This window comes from Psychrobacillus sp. INOP01, assembly GCF_018140925.1.
Lineage (GTDB): Bacteria > Bacillota > Bacilli > Bacillales_A > Planococcaceae > Psychrobacillus.
In genome coordinates this window covers 313306-330618 of record NZ_CP073315.1, presented here as the reverse complement: position 1 = coordinate 330618, position 17313 = coordinate 313306, and the positions used below count along the sequence as shown (strand labels likewise).

Genomic DNA, 17313 nt, shown 5'->3' with positions numbered 1-17313 from the left:
TCCTTTGTAATCTCTCTTTTGGGCCTCGATTTTTACACTTTTTAGGTGATGGCTCATCGCTCACCCCGCGGAAAGCGTCCGCCTGAAATGAAAATCAGTGGACATGGGTGATTCTCATTAAGATCCTATAGTTTTACCTATCTTTTTTACAATCGTATAGTCAATGCTCAAAAAAGGAATGGAGAAGATTTTCATCCGATGTTTAGCATAAAGTTCTCCGCCTGGTAATTCTTCTATTAAAAAATGCTCCTGAAGTGGAAGCTTAAATACAAATTTGCGAAACGACAGATAAATTCCTGCATCAGAATTGCTATTAGCACGACTAGTTAATTGTAGGTCTCCATTGTTTTTCTCTTGTAGTTCAAGTATACCAATCATGGATGAGCTAGGGAGCGGCAATGCAATATTCATATAGGTTTTCTTATCTTTTTGATGTAATGAATACAAGGCTACAAAAATAACGTCAGATTCTATTTTTCGAAGCCATGCCCTAGTCTTTAAACGACCATCTTTAACCGCGATAATGTCACCAGTCATCTCCACTTTTTTAGAAGAATAGGGCAAATTCAACTGTTGCATTCTTTGACTAATCATTCTATAGACAGCGGCTAATGGTTTAAACCATGTATACCATTGAACCTCAGAAAACAATTGGTACTGTTTCGTGTTTTCATAGAAGTCGACAATTGCAGGCTTTACATTTTTCTTATTAACATATACCTCCATATTATCTACAAGTCCATTGTAGGTTTCTTTCCCTTTGTTAGGCTCTAGTATTTGTTCGCCAATAACAAATTTCCCTCGAATAAGGCTAATCGGAAAATTCCACTTCCTATAAGTAGAGACAGGAGTCAAAATAGACCATCCGATTACACCACATAAACCAAATAACAAACAATTTAAAAAACCATGAAACTTCAACATAAACTCAATACTCACCTGAAATACACCAAAAGCATTTCCGACTGCGTAGAGTAAAGAGAAAATAATTGTAATTCCTAATGCACTAAACGAGATTAACACTAGGCTTTTTTGTAGAAGTCCTTTAAATGGAACTTTAAACGAAATAACGATAAATCCATAAATACCAATAATATATAATAGGACAGAAACTAATTCAAGCCAAGGAGAGAACGTAATACCCGCTGCAACTACTAATGGTGAAACCAATATTATTGAAGCAAAAACTGGGTAACTCTTAGGTTTGTATAGTCTACCGACAAATCCTATAAAAATAGGTAATAGAAAAGAAGAATAATGGAAATGGATTGCTGTAAGCCAAGTTAACATAGGGGAGAAACCAGTATCAATACCTGTTTCGAAAGCAAAAAACCAAATTCCTCCCATGAATAAATACATGAGGCCGGCATCTATCGAAAACTCCTCTAAATGAGCAAATCCTCTTTGAGCAAAACGAGCAAATCCATAAATCGCAACAGCTAATGTGAACAGTAGATAAATAAAAGCTAGTACAATGTCAAAACTAGTTTTTTCTGTAATTTGCAATGCAATAACAGAAAATACAGCGGGAAGGACAAAATAATACATTCGAAGCTCTACTTTAAGAATGAGCTGTAAAGTTAGTGGGACGAATAAAATATGTGCTATTGACAGCATTAAAAAGTACCACGGGTTCACAGTAAAAAATGCAGTTATAGCAAACAAAACAATATGTATTATAGTAAGCCATTTATAGGTCATCAGATAGGAATTCCCCCTTATATTCAAATAAAGTACCAAGCAGCGGGTTCGTAATCAACACATGTATAAAAAAAGCTTCATTTTCCTTCATGTAACTTTCGGTGACTAAAACATTCCCTTTGAATAATTTTGGAATGGGAAATTCATATTTTCCTAACACAATTCGTTGCTTTTGAGATTCGATCCTTAAATACCCTTGATCTGTAACTTCAAAAGTTAGCTCAGAGTAAAATAGACTAGGCTCACCTAGGTAATCCTTTACTAATTGCTTATCTTTATCCAAGGACATAAGAGCATTAAAATCACGGTTAATATTTTGGAAATAAAATCTTCTTTCCCAATGAACCTGTTGCTCACCATTAGTTCCAATTTGTTGTTTATTGATAATATGAAAAGGTATATCATTACCATGTTCTGGAAACAAAAACTTTCTGCGTGTAGCAAATAATTTAAATAGGTACAACCATTTAGGACCACTGGTGATTTTATGCATTACTCCAGTTGCCTTAAAGGTTTTATCATCTTCAAACCCATATCTTTTTTGAAGCATTGGGTGCATTCTATAAAATTGTTCACCAAGAATTTCTTTATAAATGGACATGTATAAGCTCCTTACCTAACGCGTTTACAGCTTTTCGCTGTTGGGACATCTTTACCGGATAACAAGCCAATAATCGTTAAAACGATTAGAGATAAGTTGAATGTTACAGGATTGAAGGGATGTGACAGTACCGAAGAGTCGGCAACTATAGCAGAAACGGTTAGCAACGGAAGTAATACTAACTGCAATCTTAGTAATCTTCTTTTATTTTGATAAAGAATCCAAATTAAGCCGAAGATAATCTCTATGATACCAATGGCTGCGACCATATTATGAGCCTCGCTTGGCTTGAGAGGAAGTAATGCGAAAGTCAAAGCAACTTCCTCTGGATGCATCATGATTAATTTGGGAACTAATCCTTGATAAATCCAAACGAAAAAGAATAAAAAAGTTATTATCCAATGTGTAAAAAATCGTATATATTGCGCTGATGGGGCATCTCCTTTTTCGAGCCATCTTTTTAACACATCAAAACTTAGTGCTGTGGCCCACCCCATTAAAGGTCTGAAAAAGATTTTATCCACCAGCTTACCTAAAGCACCCAATGGAACATCATAATCGTACTGAGTGAAAAACTTAGTAGCATTATGTTCAGGAACATACTTCCAATAACCTTTTCCTTCTTTAATGGGAGATAGAAGATGATCAGTTCCAAAATGTAGGGAGGATGTTCTAGAATCATCCTTAGCATGAAAAGTACCGACGCTTTTTCCCCAACCTGCTATGGCTAGGCAGAAACCTAAATTCGTTTTATATTCAAATAGTTGGGCTTCATTTTCTTCTTTTGGTAAGTAAGTAATAGAAGAAAAACGTAAATCCCATTGCTCGTGCAAGATGGGATTCTGTGAAGCCTCCCATACATTTTCTATATCTTCCTCGATACAAATCTCTACATATATTGGTTTGTTTTTCATTATTGCACCCCCCTTGAGAATACCATAATGGAATAGTTTTGTGCTTATACGACTAGCATTAAAAATCACTTTATTCCGTTTAATTTACTTCTTCTCTCAAATAGCAAATTATCTCTCCATATTCCATTGACTTTCCCAATTTGTTCGCGAAATCCCACTTCTCTAAAACCTTGTTTTAAATGTAACTGTATACTTGCAGTATTTTCCGGAAATATAGATGATTGCAATGTCCAAAAGCCATTTTCTTCAGATGTTTTTATTAAATGATTCAGAAGTAATTGACCCACGCCTTTTCCTTTTGCTTTTGGATGAACATAAATACTAACTTCACCGACCCCAGCATAAACCGTTCTGTTAGAAACAGGAGAAAGTTTATACCAACCTAATAATAGATCACCATCTTTTATAACATAGCTACATTCTTCGAAACCGTTAGATATCCACTTGTCATAGGTAGTAGGGGATTGCGTTTCGAAAGTGGCATTATTTGTTTCAATACCAGTTTCATAAATATATTTAATTTGATCCCAATCTTTACCTGTTACCTTCTCGAATTTTAAAGGCATATTGTTTGCTCCTTATGGTTTTATACTTGCATTATACAAGTAATTATATTATAAATAAAGAAGGGAGTGAATTCGATGGAAAACAAACGAGAATTATTTCAGCTTTTAACAAGAAGATTTGGGCTTTTAAATAAAAACTGCTGTGCCATTGGTGCAATAGAAATCTCAGCTGTTCAAAGTCACATTTTATATGAAATCGATAAGCAACCTGAATCCTCTATGCAGCAGGTGGCAGAATTATTGGCGATGGATATTACTACCTTTAGTAGACAAATTCAAAACCTCATTAAAATGGAGCTTGTCACAAAAACACCCTCTGCCCTAGATAGAAGGGTTTCCTTATTAGGTCTTACCGTACAGGGGAAATTTGTTGCAACTTCTATTGATGAATCTATGAATACTTATTTGGAAGAAGTATTCTCCCACATGAATGAATTTGAACGTGAAACAGTTATACGCTCATTAGAACTATTGAATAAAGCCATGTCCAAATCGAATGTATGTTGTGATACGGTGTGTTAACTTTAAAAATTATTTGCAAAACGCAAGCATTTAAAGAAAGGAATCCTTTATTATGATTAATTTTAATATTATTGATAAGTCTTCTTGTTGTATACCTAATAATGGAAGTAATGACATAGATCATCTGCCTGTCGCTATTATTGGTGCGGGGCCAATAGGACTTGCTGCTGCAGCACATTTAGCTGATCGAGGGGAACCTTTTATTCTAGTGGAATCGGGTGAAAAAGTTGGTTCGAACATTCGTCAATGGGGTCACGTTCGATTGTTTTCTCCTTGGAAATATAATATTGATAAAATTGCAAGAAAGCTTCTAGAAAATAATAATTGGATTGCACCACCAGCAGATGAATTACCTCTTGGTAAAGAATTAGTTGAACTATACCTAGAACCACTTTCAGAATTACCTCAAATACATCCACATATTTTATTTAATTCTATTGTTACTGCTGTTAGTAAAAAGGGATTAGATAAGATGAAGACCGCTGGCAGGGAAAATGCATCGTTTGTTATATATTTGAAACAGGATGGAACTACAACCCGTGTAGAAGCAAAAGCAGTAATTGACGCCTCTGGTACTTGGTCGCATCCTAATCCTGTTAACACGGATAATGTTTGGACAATAGAAGAAAAAGTTCTACTTGAGCACATTTATTATGGCATTCCTAATATTGCTACTATGAGAGATAAATACAATGATAAACGAGTTGCAGTTATTGGTGGAGGACATTCAGCTATAAACACTATTCTTGAACTTACAGAGTCAGGTAGTCAAGAACTTTTTTGGATTATGAGGAAGAAAAAAGTAGAAGATGCTTATGGTGGAGAGGAAAAGGATGCACTAGAAGCAAGAGGTGAGCTAGGCAGTAGAATCCATCATTTAGTGGATAGTGGAAAAGTAAAACCAATTACTCCATTATATATACAGCAACTAAAAGAGACGGCAACAGGGGTTCGGATAATAGGTCAATTTAATGGTAAACATTTTGAACAAGAAGTAGATGAGATTATTGCAAATACAGGAAGTCGACCAGACTTTTCTTTCTTGAGAGAGGTTAGATTAAGTGTGGATGCTGGCACAGAAAGTGTAGAAGCTCTTTCCACTTTAATTGATCCCAACTTGCATAGCTGTGGGACAGTACGTCCTCATGGTGAAGAAATTTTACGTCAGCCGGAAAAGAACTTTTATATTGTCGGAATGAAAAGCTATGGGCGTGCTCCAACATTCTTAATGGCAACTGGTTATGAACAGGTTAGATCGGTAGTTGCTTATTTATCTGGTGATATAGAAGCATCGAAGGCAATTGAATTGGATTTACCAGAAACAGGAGTGTGCAGCACGAATATTAAAGTATCTCAAGCAGATTCATCATGTTGTGGAGCCTGCTAAAGGAGTAAATAATTATGACTGTCAATAATGGTGGTAAATTATCCAAAGAGTATTTTAAATCCTATTTAAACCTAATTATGGTTGCTAATATGTGTACAATGGAAGAAGCAAAAGAGTATATGTTCGAACAATTTTTTAAGGGTAACAAGGATACATTTGGAGAGTATAGTTACTATCAATTTTTAAAGGCAACAGAAGGATAAAATTCATTCATAGTTTATGCAGCAAGGGAGAATTTAAATTGACAGAAGCAATATTAGCATCACTGATATTCTTAATCACGCTTACATTCGTTATTTGGCAGCCGAAGAATTTATCCATTGGTTGGACAGCATGTGGCGGGGCATTAGTAGCTTTATTGGTGGGTGTAGTAGGTTTTCAGGATGTACAGGAAGTAATTGGAATTACATGGAATGCAACGTTATCATTTATTGCAATAATACTTATTTCATTAATATTAGATGAAATTGGATTGTTTGAATGGGCGGCACTCCATATGGCGAAAGCAGCAAAAGGTAATGGGGTAAAGATGTTTGTCTATGTAAGTATATTAGGGGCGATTGTAGCTGCGTTTTTTGCAAATGATGGAGCAGCATTAATATTAACACCGATTGTCTTGGCAATGGTACGTCATTTGAATTTTAAAGAAGCAATGATTTTTCCTTTTATAATGGCAAGTGGGTTCATTGCAGATACAACCTCACTTCCATTTGTAGTAAGTAATTTAGTAAACATCGTTTCGGCAGATTTCTTCCAAATTGGTTTTGTGGAATATGCTTCAAGAATGATTATTCCGAACTTATTTTCGTTAATTGCAACGATTAGTGTCTTATTTATTTATTTTAGAAAAAGCATTCCAAAAACTTATGAATTAACTAAGTTAAAGGAACCAAAAGAAGCGATTAAAGATATAAAAATGTTCCATTTATCTTGGTACGTATTATTAGTACTGCTAGTTGGCTATTTTACTAGTGAATTTACAAGCCTACCAGTTTCTTTTGTTGCAGGGGTTGTTGCTATATTTTTCATATTAATGGCGAGAAGCAGTCATGCAGTGAATACTACTAGTGTTATAAAAAATGCGCCTTGGAATATTGTGTTTTTCTCCATTGGAATGTATGTGGTTGTATATGGTTTAGGAAATGCTTGGCTTACGCATTCGTTAGCAGGTGTTATTCAATTTGTTTCAGAACAAGGATTATTTGTAGCAACAATGTCCATGGGATTCATTGCAGCATTTCTATCCTCCATTATGAATAATATGCCTACTGTTATGATTGATGCACTTGCAATAGCAGAGACGAATACTTCAGGTGTTATTCGAGAAGCACTTATTTATGCAAATGTTATTGGTTCCGACTTAGGACCAAAAATTACGCCAATTGGTTCACTTGCGACATTAGTATGGCTGCATGTCCTATCTCAAAAAGGTGTGAAAGTATCCTGGGGCGTATATTTTAAAACTGGCATTATTTTGACGGTTCCCATTTTGTTTATCACCTTGTTTGGACTTTACTTAACTTTATTAATTTTTTAGGGAGATTTTTATGACAAAACAAACGATTTACTTTCTATGCACAGGCAATTCCTGCCGTAGCCAAATGGCAGAGGGTTGGGCAAAAAAATATTTAGGTGATAATTGGAATGTGTTTAGTGCTGGGATTGAAGCACATGGACTTAATCCGAATGCTATAAAAGCTATGAATGAAGTTGGAATAGATATTTCTGAGCAAACGTCGGATATCATCGACTTAGAAATTTTAAATCATGCAGATCTAGTCGTAACACTTTGTGGAGATGCTGCAGATAAATGTCCAATAACACCACAGCAAGTTAAAAGAGAGCATTGGGGCTTCGATGACCCTGCGAAAGCTACTGGAACTGAAGAGGAAAAGTGGGCTGTATTCCAACAAGTTCGTGATGAAATTGGAAATAGAATTAACCAATTTGCACAGGAAAGTACTAAACAAGGCTAATATTAAAAGCACCTTTCACTAATATAAAAGTGAAAAGTGCTTTTATTTATTCGTTCGAATCATCCGATGAATCGTCAGTGGCATCATCTTCCTGCATTTCTTCATCCTCATCGTTTGCTTCGTTTTCAATACCTGCGTCATTTTCTCCATCATCTTCTATCATTGGATCATTTACTTCAATATCATCCACATCTGTATCCTCATCGCCACATGCTCCGAGAATAAGTAAAGACGATAATGCTAATGGTAAAGCAACCATTTTTCTTTTCATAATTTTTACCTCCAGTATTCTATTCAATATTTTATGGACTCTCTTTATATGTACCTCATTTTTAAATACCTAAACTTATAAATTTTGTTTCTATTAAGGATAGATGATTTTCTATGGTTTGTTGAAACTGTTCAACAGTTATATTATCAACTAAAATAAGCAGCCGGAGATAATTTTCTCTAGCTGCTTTTAAGTATTTTACGTTATTATTCTTTGTTTTTTAATGACTGTACCCGATTTAAATTAGCGATAGTACCCCCATCAACACGTAAGTCAATACCTGTAATATATGAAGCGGCATCGCTAAGTAGGAATTCAACAGCTGAAGCAATTTCTGATGCTTCTCCTTCACGTCGTAAAGGTGTGATCTCAAGCATCATTTTCATCTGCTCTTGTTGAGAGGCTTCTTGACGACCCATAGGTGTGTTAATAGTACCTGGTGAAATCGATGTGATACGAGCACCTTTTTCACCCCATGCCCATGCTTGATCTTCAACAATTAGAATTACGCCTAATTTTGATAGGCTATATGATGCACCTGAGTTACCTTGTGAAAATTGTTCCATTGTTTCGATTAAATCATCAGCTAAGGGTTGTTTTAAAAATTCCGTATAAGGTCCTTGTCGGGGAGCCATGTGACCACTCATAGATGAGATACAAACTACAGAAGTACCCATAGTTGCAAGTGGAAGGAAAGCATCCAAGATAATTCCTGTACCTACTAAATTGACTTCGGTAATTCGTTTAGAATCCGCCATTGTAGGTGATAGTCCAGCTGTGTGAACGAGCCCTTTCAATTTACCTAGTTGGGATGCTTTTTCCGCTAAGCCAGCAACATTTTCTTTTGAAGTAATATCAACTGTTTGGTAGTGTACATCTGTAATCCCTTTAGTAGCTAGTTCTTCTTTAGTTTGAACTAAACGCTCTTCAGATACATCTGCTAATAATATCGTTCCCTTTTTACCAACAAGTTCAGCAGTTGCTTTACCCATACCACCAGAACCACCTGTAATTACATAAACCTGCTTTGTCATATTTACTTCCTCCTAACCATGTTATACCATTATTGTAAACGCATTAGTAATCGAAATAACGAGACATTTTCACCCGGAATGTCCAGAGGGGTGTCACAATTGAAAATAGGAAAAGAAACGATTATTGAAGCTTTTTTACAGTTATTACACGAGAAAAGCTTTGAAGAATTGTCGGTAAAAGAAATAATTCAAAAGGCAGGGTTTTCTCGCTCTACATTTTATCTACATTTTGCAGATAAATATGAGTTAATGGATGATGTAAGGAGGACGTTAAATGGCCGATTTTTATCATTTTATGAATTGGACTTTAACCAATGGGGTAAGCCAATGACACTACACTTATGTGAACATATTTTTAAATTTCGTTCGTTTTATGAATTAGAGTTTGCAGATACGAATGCTATTCGAAAACTATCAAATAAACTAGCAGCGCACTTACTACATATATTTGATGACCAGGATTATGCGATATTTGCAAGCTATGGTACAACTGGATATTTAACCTTTTGGGTAAAAAATGGTTTTACAATGAGTCCTGCAGAAGCAGCTGAAAAGCTATTAAAAATTGGCTTAACGAATTGGACAAAAAGAATAGCATACGAAATGTAACTAAACAGAAAGTGCATAATTTAAAGACCATAATAATCTTCACTTAAGATGAAAGATCAATAAGCAAGGTAATCTTCGTTTTATACGCCTAGTTTAAGAGGAGTGGCTGAAATGAGAGTAAGAGAAGCAATAGTGTCTGACGCAGCAGGAATAGCTTTAGTGCACGTGGAAAGTTGGAGGACTACTTATAAAAATATTCTTCCTAATAAGTTCTTATTGAACCTATCCTATAAAAGACGAGAACTATTCTGGGAAACAAGTATTCCAGAAGGTAATGTATTTGTTGCAGAGAATGATGAAGGAAAAATTGTTGGTTTTGCTTCAGGTGGAAAAGAAAGAAGTGGCCATTACGAAGGATTTAAGGGAGAACTAACTTCTATCTATATATTAAAAGAGTATCAAGGTATAGGAATAGGAAAGCAGCTATTAAAATCAGTTGTTAGGGGCATTGAAAAACTTGGAATTAACACAATGCTCGTCCTCGTAATAGAAGATAACAATTCAAAGTCGTTTTATGAGGCTATGGGCAGTAAGAAAATTGGTGTAGTTGAAGTAGAGATTGCCGGGAAAAAATTAAATGAACTAATATATGGCTGGGATAATATTAACGATATATAAGATAAGGACTTTTAAGACAATAAATAACAGAATTTATTGATGAAATGATAGGTGATAGGCATGAGAACGTTATTGGAGTTAATCCGAATTATTATTATATTTGCTATTGTGGGAAGTGCATTAGGTTATTTATTGAAAAATATTTATTTAGAAATGGGTGTTGATATAGAAAAATATGGATCGATTGGATTATCGCTATTTTTATTTTATTTTTTGTTCTATATAGAAACAAGTTGCAATTCAATGGTTGGTACAAGGGAAAAGGCAGAGAAAAACTTCCTAGAATAGTGTCACAAATACTTATTTTAAGTTCCATTGCCTTACTATTATTACCACCAGTTTTAAACCTGTTTTTACGGTAACGGCAGCGTTGGTCTAAGAAGGGATGACAATTACAATCGGGATCCCCCATTAGTGAACAAGGTCCTTGCAAATTTGCTCTACTTACTTTTACTTTAATTATTGTCATTATAACTTATCTGCATAATATCTATATACAAATGGATACTAAGTGGGAATGTAAAAAGGAGAGATACTTATGGCAATGTGTCCTTTATGTAACTCGTTAAAAGTATTAAATATAAATTGTCCAAACTGTAATTATCAGTTGGAGGACTCTGGAAAAGTATCTGATTTTCTAGACCCATACGGTCATTATAATGATGAAGAAACTGTGAAAATGGGGGATGGTTATCCAAACACAGCGAAAGATCAGATATGCCCACATTTAATGGTTTGTAATAATTGTCAGTACGATGTGGTAAAGTTTATACAAGAGGAGTAGCGTGAGTTCTATCATTTAGAAGTCTACAACAAAAAACTCAAGAAAAAATTCTACATGAGTTTATATTGCTTATTAAAATTGCTTATCATTCATCCCAGAGTTATGTCCATTTGGGGTTTTCATTTGTGAAAGGAACTGAAGATTATTAAAATGAAAGAAAGGGAATAGTCTTAGGGTGAATGAAAGGGGCGTGCCATTTTTGATTTATTTAAAGATATTAGTACAAATTTTAGTTATCTCAAGCTTCATCTTTTTTGTGAGTGGCCGTTTGATGGGGTCGCAGATCAACTTTGTAAAACGTATTATGGCAGTTGTAATTAGTGTATTTTTTACTTCCTTTGTCTATTGGTACGCCTATTTACGTGGAACGAATTTCTTATCGGAAAGCTTTGTATATACGTATATGGATGTCAGTACTATAATATGGGTCGGAAGTATGCTGTTAATATCAATGTTGCTTTACCTTTTCTTTGAATTATTTGATCCAATGGCCATTGGAGAAAAGGGGCAAAGAGTATCTGGCAATAAATCATTATTGATACGCTTACGAAATCAATGGCGTGGTCAGAGACGATTACGGCAGGTTGTCCAAATTGCGATGAAAAATGGTATTTCTCGGACGATTAAATATTCGAAATTCAAGGAAAGTGAGCGTGAACTAGCAAAAGCGTTCAAAGATACATTGGAGCAATCTGGTGGTATTTTTGTGAAGTTCGGTCAAGTTCTTTCTACAAGAGGGGATATATTGCCTGCTGCTTTCGTAAAGGAATTAGAATCCCTTCAGCAGCATGTAAAGCCTTTAACTAATGAACAAGTAAATTCTATTTTGGAGTCATTCTTGCCCTATAAAATGGAGGATATGTTCGTTGAATTCGATCTAACACCTATTGCCTCGGCATCGATAGGTCAAGTACATAAAGCAATTCTTCGCTCAAACAAAAAAGAAGTGGTAGTAAAAATTTTACGACCTGATATAAAAGATATGATGCGAGATGATTTAAATATATTAGTAGACTTCGCAACATGGTTCTCTGATAAATCTACATGGGCTGAAAAGTTAGGGTTTCGTGAGCTTGCACTTGGCTTTGCGGAAAATCTTAGAGAAGAAGTTGATTTTGAGATTGAAATGCGAAATGCACTCCAAGTGACAACTGCCTTAAAAGATAGTTCATATACAGTGAAAATACCTCATATATATTCAGAACTCAGCAATGATCATCTGATCGTTTTCGAATATGTTCATGGACAAAGTGTGGCAAATGGGGATACACTTTTCAGTTCACTTGGAGTGGATAGAAAACAGTTTGCAAGGACTGTTCTATATTCTTTTTTTGATCAGTTACTGTATTCTGGAATATTCCATGCAGATCCACATCCAGGCAATATCTTTATAGACGATGTTGATGGAACTCCTATTTTCTTAGACTTCGGAGCTGTTGGCCGCTTAGCGCAACCTCAGCAGGAGGGGATGAAGTTATTTTTATTGGGAATTCAACATAATGATTCGGATATTTTATATGATGCACTATCCCTATTAGTAGAGAATGTAGATCATATTGAACGTGAGAAATTGGAACATGCAATGGCGCAATTATTATTAAGAACTTCTTATATTGCGCATATTCCAACAGAGGAACTGATTCAAGCGTTTTTTGAAGTGGTTAATAAGTTTGGTTTATCTTTCTATCCATCCGTAGGAATTGCGCTAAGAGCTATCGTTACACTCGACGGCACATTACACATGATAAAAAGAGACTTTGATATTTTTAATGAAGCAAAAGAGTATTCAACAGAGTATATGGCATCATTATGGAAAAAACCATTTAAAGAACCGAAGCAGACCTTTGAACGTTTAGAAGAGGAATTTGCATTACTGCTGCCAACGCTCCGTAAAATACCAAGACGAGTGGATCATCTCATCCAGCGTGTGGAAAGTGGCAAAATAACATTACACCATGATATATTTTCGGATAAGAGTAATTCTATGTTTGTCACACAATTATTTTCTCGTTTCATCTTACTTATGGTCGGTATTACATTTGGAATTATATCGGTAGCATTATTAGCGATTGGTCAATTTATAGAGGCAGAATTTGCTATCTACTTGAACACAGCTGCATATGTTGGATTATTTTTATGTGCGGTACTACTAGTCCGATTATCTATACAGGCTATACGATTGATGAAAAGTGATAGATAACTTAAGATAGAAAGGCATAAACCCCCATTTCATTTTGAAGTGGGGGTTTATACCAAGGAAATGTCGAATTACTCAGCTGATAAAGCAGGATGCTCCCAGTAGCTATCTGCCACGGCTGAGATATTTTCTGCATTAAAGTTGTTAAAGTTTATTTTATTTAACGTTTCCTTGCTCATTAGTACTACCATAACATCTCCATTTTCCACATTTCCGTAATGATCTGTGAGTGGGGCTTGTACTATCAAGGTAGCTTGAATAACCTCATCTTGAGAATTCATAGCCTTCATAAAGTCTACTGTACTGTACCATATAGATCGTTTTAATGATTCTGCAGACTTAAAATTTTCTTCCAGTGCAATTGTTTCGACTACACCACCTTCAAATCTAGACGATAGAACAGCATTTTCCTTCTCTAGGTTCGTTGTTCCGAAATCCTTCATAATTATTTCCGCTGCAACCACTTCGGGAGTTTTATGGCTCTGTGCCATTTTTTCTTTTAGCTCTTCTTTTGCCATTTTGTTATAAAATGGTAAGGTGGAAATGTCCACTTTAACAGTTTCTACTTCTTCTGTATTATCAATTATATTTTCAATGATTATTATTCCAAAAAATAAGATTAACAAAATAAACCACCATCGTTGATAAGTGTTTTTCTGCGTATCATCCTCCAAAGTAAATCTCCTTTCGTAATTGGAACATATCTACTAATCTATGCATACTTGAAAGTAAAATATGTCTTATATATTCTTATAGTGTGGGAATACTAAAGTTGAATATTACAGGGATAATAATTACAATGATAAAGATAATATTAACGAAATGGAGTCGGTATAAATGTATAGAACGGTAAATGATTTTATAGCAGATTGGTCTGTTGCATCAGAAGGGACACTTAGAGTTCTCCATTCACTATCAGATGATAAGTTAGATCAAGCTATTGTAGAAGGGCATAGTACTCTTGGCTGGCTTGGATGGCATATTGCAACAAGTCCAGCTTTTTTCGCAGGTTTAGTAGGATTAAATGTTAAATCAGCAATTGAGGGAAATAAAGAACAAATTAAAGTTATTGATATTGTGGAAACCTATAAAAAAATTGTTGAAGCTGTAAAGAGCGAAGCAGAAAGCAATCTTACAGATGAGAAATTGGTTGAGAAGATTGAAAGCTTTGCAGGAGAAACAACTCGAGGAGCTTTGCTTCGTGGACTTATCGACCATCAAACACACCACCGCGGTCAAATGACTGTACTTCTACGCCAAGCAGGACTGCCTGTGCCTGGTGTAATGGGACCAACAAAAGAAGAGAGACAAGGCTAATTATTTTATGCTGTGTGAGAAAACATTTTGATTTGATTCAGACTCATACGATGAAGGATTGGGTACATGAACATGGCCCAGTAGTAAGTACTATAAAAAAAGGATGTGCATTATACCTGGTGCACATCTTTTTATATTCATGATGGAAATAGGTCTTGTAAAATACATGGAGGAGGGGTTAAAGATGAAAAACAGTCAAAAAGAATATAATGTGAACGGGATTTGCTACTCTATAAGACCAGCTATGAATAAAGATGCAAAAGAATTGTCTGAAGTAAGGTTACAGATTGATGGGGAAACTCAAAATCTGGATAGGGAAAAAGGCGAAGCATACATAGATACAGCTGGTTTTGAGGAGATAATAAAAACAGATACTGCCAAAATGAACAATCTTTTTCTAGTAGCTGTTAATAACGATCGTATTGTAGGGTTTTCAAGATGTGAAGGAAATGACCTTAAAAGATTTGCCCATAAGGTAGAGTTCGGAGTCTGTGTCCTAAAAGATTATTGGGGTTTAAGTATTGGAACAAACCTATTAAAAGAATCTATTGATTGGGCGGATTCGAATGGAATTAATAAAGTAACGTTGAATGTTTTAGAGACTAATGAAAAAGCGGTAAATCTCTATAAAAAATATGGTTTTAAAATGGAAGGCATTTTAGAAAATGACAAAATCCTTTCAGATGGTCAATAACCGTGGTTATGGGAAGATTTAATCTGGAATGAGATGAAACTTTAGAATATTTAAGGGAAGAGAAGCAGTTAGAAAACAATGCCTGATACCTCGCCGCCAGTGGTATCAAGCATTGTTTCTTACTGTAATTTATTTATTCTTTTGTTCAGTAATATATTCTTTCTAGATGAATCGATCTAAGAATTCGAGCATTTTACCATATACGTATATTTCATTTTGCTTTTTCGAAAAGCCATGACCTTCATCTGGTAGAACAATATATTCAACATCTCTTCCTTTTTCCTTTAATGCCGCGACAATTTGGTCAGATTCTTTTTGCACAACACGAGGATCATTAGCCCCTTGAATAACTAGCATAGGTTTTGTCATCCCGTCTAAATAAGTGATTGGAGAATCTTCTATAAATTTATCTTTATCTTTTACTGGATCACCTACCCATTGAATCATGAAAGGTTTCCAAAACTCTGGCACAGATTCTACAAAGGAAAATAGATTACTAGGACCAAATATATCTACAACTGCCTTAAAGTATTCGGCATTACGTCCATGTAGTAAAAGTGACATATAGCCACCATAGCTGCCCCCTAGGAGTAGAATTTTATCTCTGTCTGCATACCCCTCTTTGATCAGCCATTCCAAACCTTCCAAATTATCTAGTCGCGGCCCATGCCCCCAGTCTCCTTCTACTAATTTCATAAACTCCAAGCCATAGTTAGAAGATCCCCGGAAGTTTGGAGCGAAAATGGAATACCCTCTATTGAGCAAGAATTGGAACATAGAGCGAAACCATTTTCTCTCCAAGGATTGAGGACCACCATGTGGCCAAAGAATGACATGACCATTGGAATATTCCTCTTTTGCTTTGAAAAGTAGTGCTTCAATTTCTAAACCATCAAAAGAAGGGTAATTTAAAATAGTAGGTTCTACCAGCATTTCATCTGGAACCCCTGGTACACGGAATTGAGTTAACTCTTCCCATGATTCACCATTATCTTTTGATACAAAGACATTATTTGGTCTAGTAGATGTTCGGCCTTGGACATAGAGATTACCCGTAGGCATGACGATTACTTTTTCTACGACACTTGTTGGTGTTTTGATTTCGTTAAGTTCTTCACTTTTTAAATGGTATTCATAAAGGCGATCTTCTACTCCGTACGATCCAACTAAATAGAGGGAATTACCTTTCTTAGAAAAATGTATACTAGAAAAATCCTCTTTATTGATTTCTAAAACTTTTTTAAATTCCTTCGCTTCTATGTCGAACTTAGCTAAATAGGTCAAATCTGAATCATAGTTAGTTAAAAAGTAGATTTCTGATTCTGATATATAAAGCCCGTCTGAAACTGTATGCTGTTCTTTCGTTTCTGGAGTCATTAAAAGTGTCTCATCACCTATATGGACATAGGCTAAAGAGTAAGTATTTCCAAATTGTTTACCTGAGACAAAAGATTTTTCTTCTGGAGAGACAGCTTCTATAGAGGTAGGAGCAATACTGCCTTCTAGTAAAAGTTTATCCTCGCCAGTTTCTATATCATATATATAACTATTAAGATAGGTTGCGTTTCCTGTGGTAGTCGAATAGTAAAGACGTTTTCCATCTTTTGTTAAGTGATTGAAGAAATGGCGCTCTCCTTCATTTTTTCTGAGCGGGACTAGTTTTCCACCCTGAGGAGAAAGAGCATAAATTTGTGTATTCTCATCCCCGTCTTGATCAAATCCTGCAACCATAAACTCGCCAGTTTTTGCGTATGTTAAAAAATCTACACTCTGATTATTAAACGTAAGAGGATATGGAAACTGATTAGGCAAATCCATCCCCCAAATATTAAAGTGACCGTTCAGGTTTGAACTAATTACAAGCTGTTTTTCATCAGGACTTACAGTGAAATTATTTACAGTTAATGTTTGAAAAAATTGTTCCACATCAGGCTTATCAAATTTGACCATTTAAACTCCCCAATTCTATTAAGATACGTTTATTTTATCATAAAAATAAGCTAGTTTTGAGTGTTTGACGAAATATTAAATATAATCAGATAAGTGGCGAAATAATTGTATTTATTCAATCTCAAATAAATACTCTTTTTCCCAGTATCCATCCAGGGTAAATATTATTAGG

Annotated in this window: 20 protein-coding genes; 12 read left to right on the top strand and 8 right to left on the bottom strand. The window is 35.2% G+C overall.

All coding sequences use genetic code 11. The features are described 5' to 3' along the window. Positions 1–117: 117 nt before the first annotated feature. The 4 genes from KD050_RS01705 to KD050_RS01690 all read right to left on the bottom strand — a co-directional run bounded on the left by KD050_RS01705 (position 118) and on the right by KD050_RS01690 (position 3782). Complete coding sequence (locus tag KD050_RS01705) at positions 118–1701, bottom strand: YndJ family protein (RefSeq protein ID WP_211894554.1); 1584 nt, start codon at positions 1699–1701, stop codon at positions 118–120. Then, complete coding sequence (locus KD050_RS01700) at positions 1691–2302, bottom strand: DUF4166 domain-containing protein (protein ID WP_211894553.1); 612 nt, start codon at positions 2300–2302, stop codon at positions 1691–1693. Before KD050_RS01700 ends, KD050_RS01705 begins: the two co-directional genes overlap by 11 nt. Positions 2303–2313: 11 nt before the next feature. Next, the gene (locus tag KD050_RS01695) at positions 2314–3216 is read right to left on the bottom strand and encodes a DoxX-like family protein (protein ID WP_211894552.1); all 903 of its coding nucleotides are present in this window, start codon (positions 3214–3216) and stop codon (positions 2314–2316) included. A gap of 65 nt (positions 3217–3281) precedes the next feature. Further along, the gene (locus tag KD050_RS01690) at positions 3282–3782 is read right to left on the bottom strand and encodes a GNAT family N-acetyltransferase (protein WP_211894551.1); all 501 of its coding nucleotides are present in this window, start codon (positions 3780–3782) and stop codon (positions 3282–3284) included. Between the two features lie 75 nt (positions 3783–3857). On the opposite strand from KD050_RS01690, the gene KD050_RS01685 reads away from it, so the two are divergent. From KD050_RS01685 to arsC, 5 genes are read left to right on the top strand one after another with little or no spacing between them, the layout of a single operon-like run. Further along, positions 3858–4304, top strand: coding sequence for a MarR family winged helix-turn-helix transcriptional regulator (locus tag KD050_RS01685; RefSeq protein ID WP_211894550.1), 447 nt, complete (start codon positions 3858–3860; stop codon positions 4302–4304). A 52-nt stretch (positions 4305–4356) separates the two neighbouring features. After that, complete coding sequence (locus KD050_RS01680) at positions 4357–5691, top strand: NAD(P)-binding domain-containing protein (RefSeq protein ID WP_211894549.1); 1335 nt, start codon at positions 4357–4359, stop codon at positions 5689–5691. A gap of 14 nt (positions 5692–5705) precedes the next feature. Further along, a complete protein-coding gene (locus tag KD050_RS01675) occupies positions 5706–5894 on the top strand; it encodes a hypothetical protein (RefSeq protein ID WP_211894548.1) in 189 nt (62 codons plus the stop codon). Positions 5895–5932: 38 nt separating this feature from the next. Next, positions 5933–7228, top strand: coding sequence for an arsenic transporter (locus KD050_RS01670; RefSeq protein ID WP_211894547.1), 1296 nt, complete (start codon positions 5933–5935; stop codon positions 7226–7228). Between the two features lie 10 nt (positions 7229–7238). Next, a complete protein-coding gene (arsC, locus tag KD050_RS01665) occupies positions 7239–7667 on the top strand; it encodes an arsenate reductase (thioredoxin) (RefSeq protein WP_211894546.1) in 429 nt (142 codons plus the stop codon). A 46-nt stretch (positions 7668–7713) separates the two neighbouring features. On the opposite strand, the gene KD050_RS01660 is transcribed toward arsC, so the two are convergent. Beyond that, positions 7714–7938: a hypothetical protein gene (locus KD050_RS01660; RefSeq protein ID WP_211894545.1), complete on the bottom strand. Its 225-nt coding sequence runs from the start codon at positions 7936–7938 to the stop codon at positions 7714–7716. A 206-nt stretch (positions 7939–8144) separates the two neighbouring features. Then, the gene (locus tag KD050_RS01655) at positions 8145–8972 is read right to left on the bottom strand and encodes an SDR family oxidoreductase (protein WP_211894544.1); all 828 of its coding nucleotides are present in this window, start codon (positions 8970–8972) and stop codon (positions 8145–8147) included. Positions 8973–9071: 99 nt separating this feature from the next. Here KD050_RS01655 and KD050_RS01650 point away from each other — a divergent pair, with 99 nt between their 5' ends. From KD050_RS01650 to KD050_RS01630, 5 genes are all read left to right on the top strand, one after another. Beyond that, positions 9072–9581: a TetR/AcrR family transcriptional regulator gene (locus tag KD050_RS01650; protein WP_211894543.1), complete on the top strand. Its 510-nt coding sequence runs from the start codon at positions 9072–9074 to the stop codon at positions 9579–9581. A 111-nt stretch (positions 9582–9692) separates the two neighbouring features. Next, on the top strand, positions 9693–10199 hold the full coding sequence (locus KD050_RS01645; RefSeq protein WP_211894542.1) for a GNAT family N-acetyltransferase: 507 nt from the start codon (positions 9693–9695) through the stop codon (positions 10197–10199). A 60-nt stretch (positions 10200–10259) separates the two neighbouring features. Next, a complete protein-coding gene (locus tag KD050_RS01640; protein WP_235753899.1) occupies positions 10260–10487 on the top strand; it encodes a hypothetical protein in 228 nt (75 codons plus the stop codon). Positions 10488–10737: 250 nt separating this feature from the next. Beyond that, the gene (locus tag KD050_RS01635; protein WP_211894541.1) at positions 10738–10983 is read left to right on the top strand and encodes a hypothetical protein; all 246 of its coding nucleotides are present in this window, start codon (positions 10738–10740) and stop codon (positions 10981–10983) included. Positions 10984–11182: 199 nt separating this feature from the next. After that, positions 11183–13183, top strand: a complete 2001-nt coding sequence (locus tag KD050_RS01630; RefSeq protein WP_211894540.1) for an ABC1 kinase family protein — start codon at positions 11183–11185, stop codon at positions 13181–13183. A gap of 68 nt (positions 13184–13251) precedes the next feature. Here the strand turns inward: KD050_RS01630 and KD050_RS01625 are convergent, their stop codons facing one another. Continuing rightward, on the bottom strand, positions 13252–13854 hold the full coding sequence (locus KD050_RS01625) for a hypothetical protein (protein WP_211894539.1): 603 nt from the start codon (positions 13852–13854) through the stop codon (positions 13252–13254). A 163-nt stretch (positions 13855–14017) separates the two neighbouring features. Here KD050_RS01625 and KD050_RS01620 point away from each other — a divergent pair, with 163 nt between their 5' ends. Both KD050_RS01620 and KD050_RS01615 read left to right on the top strand, forming a co-directional pair. After that, on the top strand, positions 14018–14497 hold the full coding sequence (locus tag KD050_RS01620) for a DinB family protein (protein ID WP_211894538.1): 480 nt from the start codon (positions 14018–14020) through the stop codon (positions 14495–14497). Positions 14498–14681: 184 nt separating this feature from the next. Next, complete coding sequence (locus tag KD050_RS01615; protein ID WP_370627157.1) at positions 14682–15191, top strand: GNAT family N-acetyltransferase; 510 nt, start codon at positions 14682–14684, stop codon at positions 15189–15191. 162 nt (positions 15192–15353) lie between these two features. On the opposite strand, the gene KD050_RS01610 is transcribed toward KD050_RS01615, so the two are convergent. Beyond that, on the bottom strand, positions 15354–17141 hold the full coding sequence (locus KD050_RS01610; protein WP_211894537.1) for a S9 family peptidase: 1788 nt from the start codon (positions 17139–17141) through the stop codon (positions 15354–15356). Positions 17142–17313: the final 172 nt, after the last annotated feature.

Coding starts and splice junctions, on each gene's coding strand:
- KD050_RS01705 (WP_211894554.1), bottom strand. CDS start 1,701: ATGACCTATAAATGGCTTACTATAATACATATTGTTTTGTTTGCTATA.
- KD050_RS01700 (WP_211894553.1), bottom strand. CDS start 2,302: ATGTCCATTTATAAAGAAATTCTTGGTGAACAATTTTATAGAATGCAC.
- KD050_RS01695 (WP_211894552.1), bottom strand. CDS start 3,216: ATGAAAAACAAACCAATATATGTAGAGATTTGTATCGAGGAAGATATA.
- KD050_RS01690 (WP_211894551.1), bottom strand. CDS start 3,782: ATGCCTTTAAAATTCGAGAAGGTAACAGGTAAAGATTGGGATCAAATT.
- KD050_RS01685 (WP_211894550.1), top strand. CDS start 3,858: ATGGAAAACAAACGAGAATTATTTCAGCTTTTAACAAGAAGATTTGGG.
- KD050_RS01680 (WP_211894549.1), top strand. CDS start 4,357: ATGATTAATTTTAATATTATTGATAAGTCTTCTTGTTGTATACCTAAT.
- KD050_RS01675 (WP_211894548.1), top strand. CDS start 5,706: ATGACTGTCAATAATGGTGGTAAATTATCCAAAGAGTATTTTAAATCC.
- arsC (WP_211894546.1), top strand. CDS start 7,239: ATGACAAAACAAACGATTTACTTTCTATGCACAGGCAATTCCTGCCGT.
- KD050_RS01660 (WP_211894545.1), bottom strand. CDS start 7,938: ATGAAAAGAAAAATGGTTGCTTTACCATTAGCATTATCGTCTTTACTT.
- KD050_RS01655 (WP_211894544.1), bottom strand. CDS start 8,972: ATGACAAAGCAGGTTTATGTAATTACAGGTGGTTCTGGTGGTATGGGT.
- KD050_RS01645 (WP_211894542.1), top strand. CDS start 9,693: ATGAGAGTAAGAGAAGCAATAGTGTCTGACGCAGCAGGAATAGCTTTA.
- KD050_RS01640 (WP_235753899.1), top strand. CDS start 10,260: ATGAGAACGTTATTGGAGTTAATCCGAATTATTATTATATTTGCTATT.
- KD050_RS01635 (WP_211894541.1), top strand. CDS start 10,738: ATGGCAATGTGTCCTTTATGTAACTCGTTAAAAGTATTAAATATAAAT.
- KD050_RS01620 (WP_211894538.1), top strand. CDS start 14,018: ATGTATAGAACGGTAAATGATTTTATAGCAGATTGGTCTGTTGCATCA.
- KD050_RS01615 (WP_370627157.1), top strand. CDS start 14,682: ATGAAAAACAGTCAAAAAGAATATAATGTGAACGGGATTTGCTACTCT.
- KD050_RS01610 (WP_211894537.1), bottom strand. CDS start 17,141: ATGGTCAAATTTGATAAGCCTGATGTGGAACAATTTTTTCAAACATTA.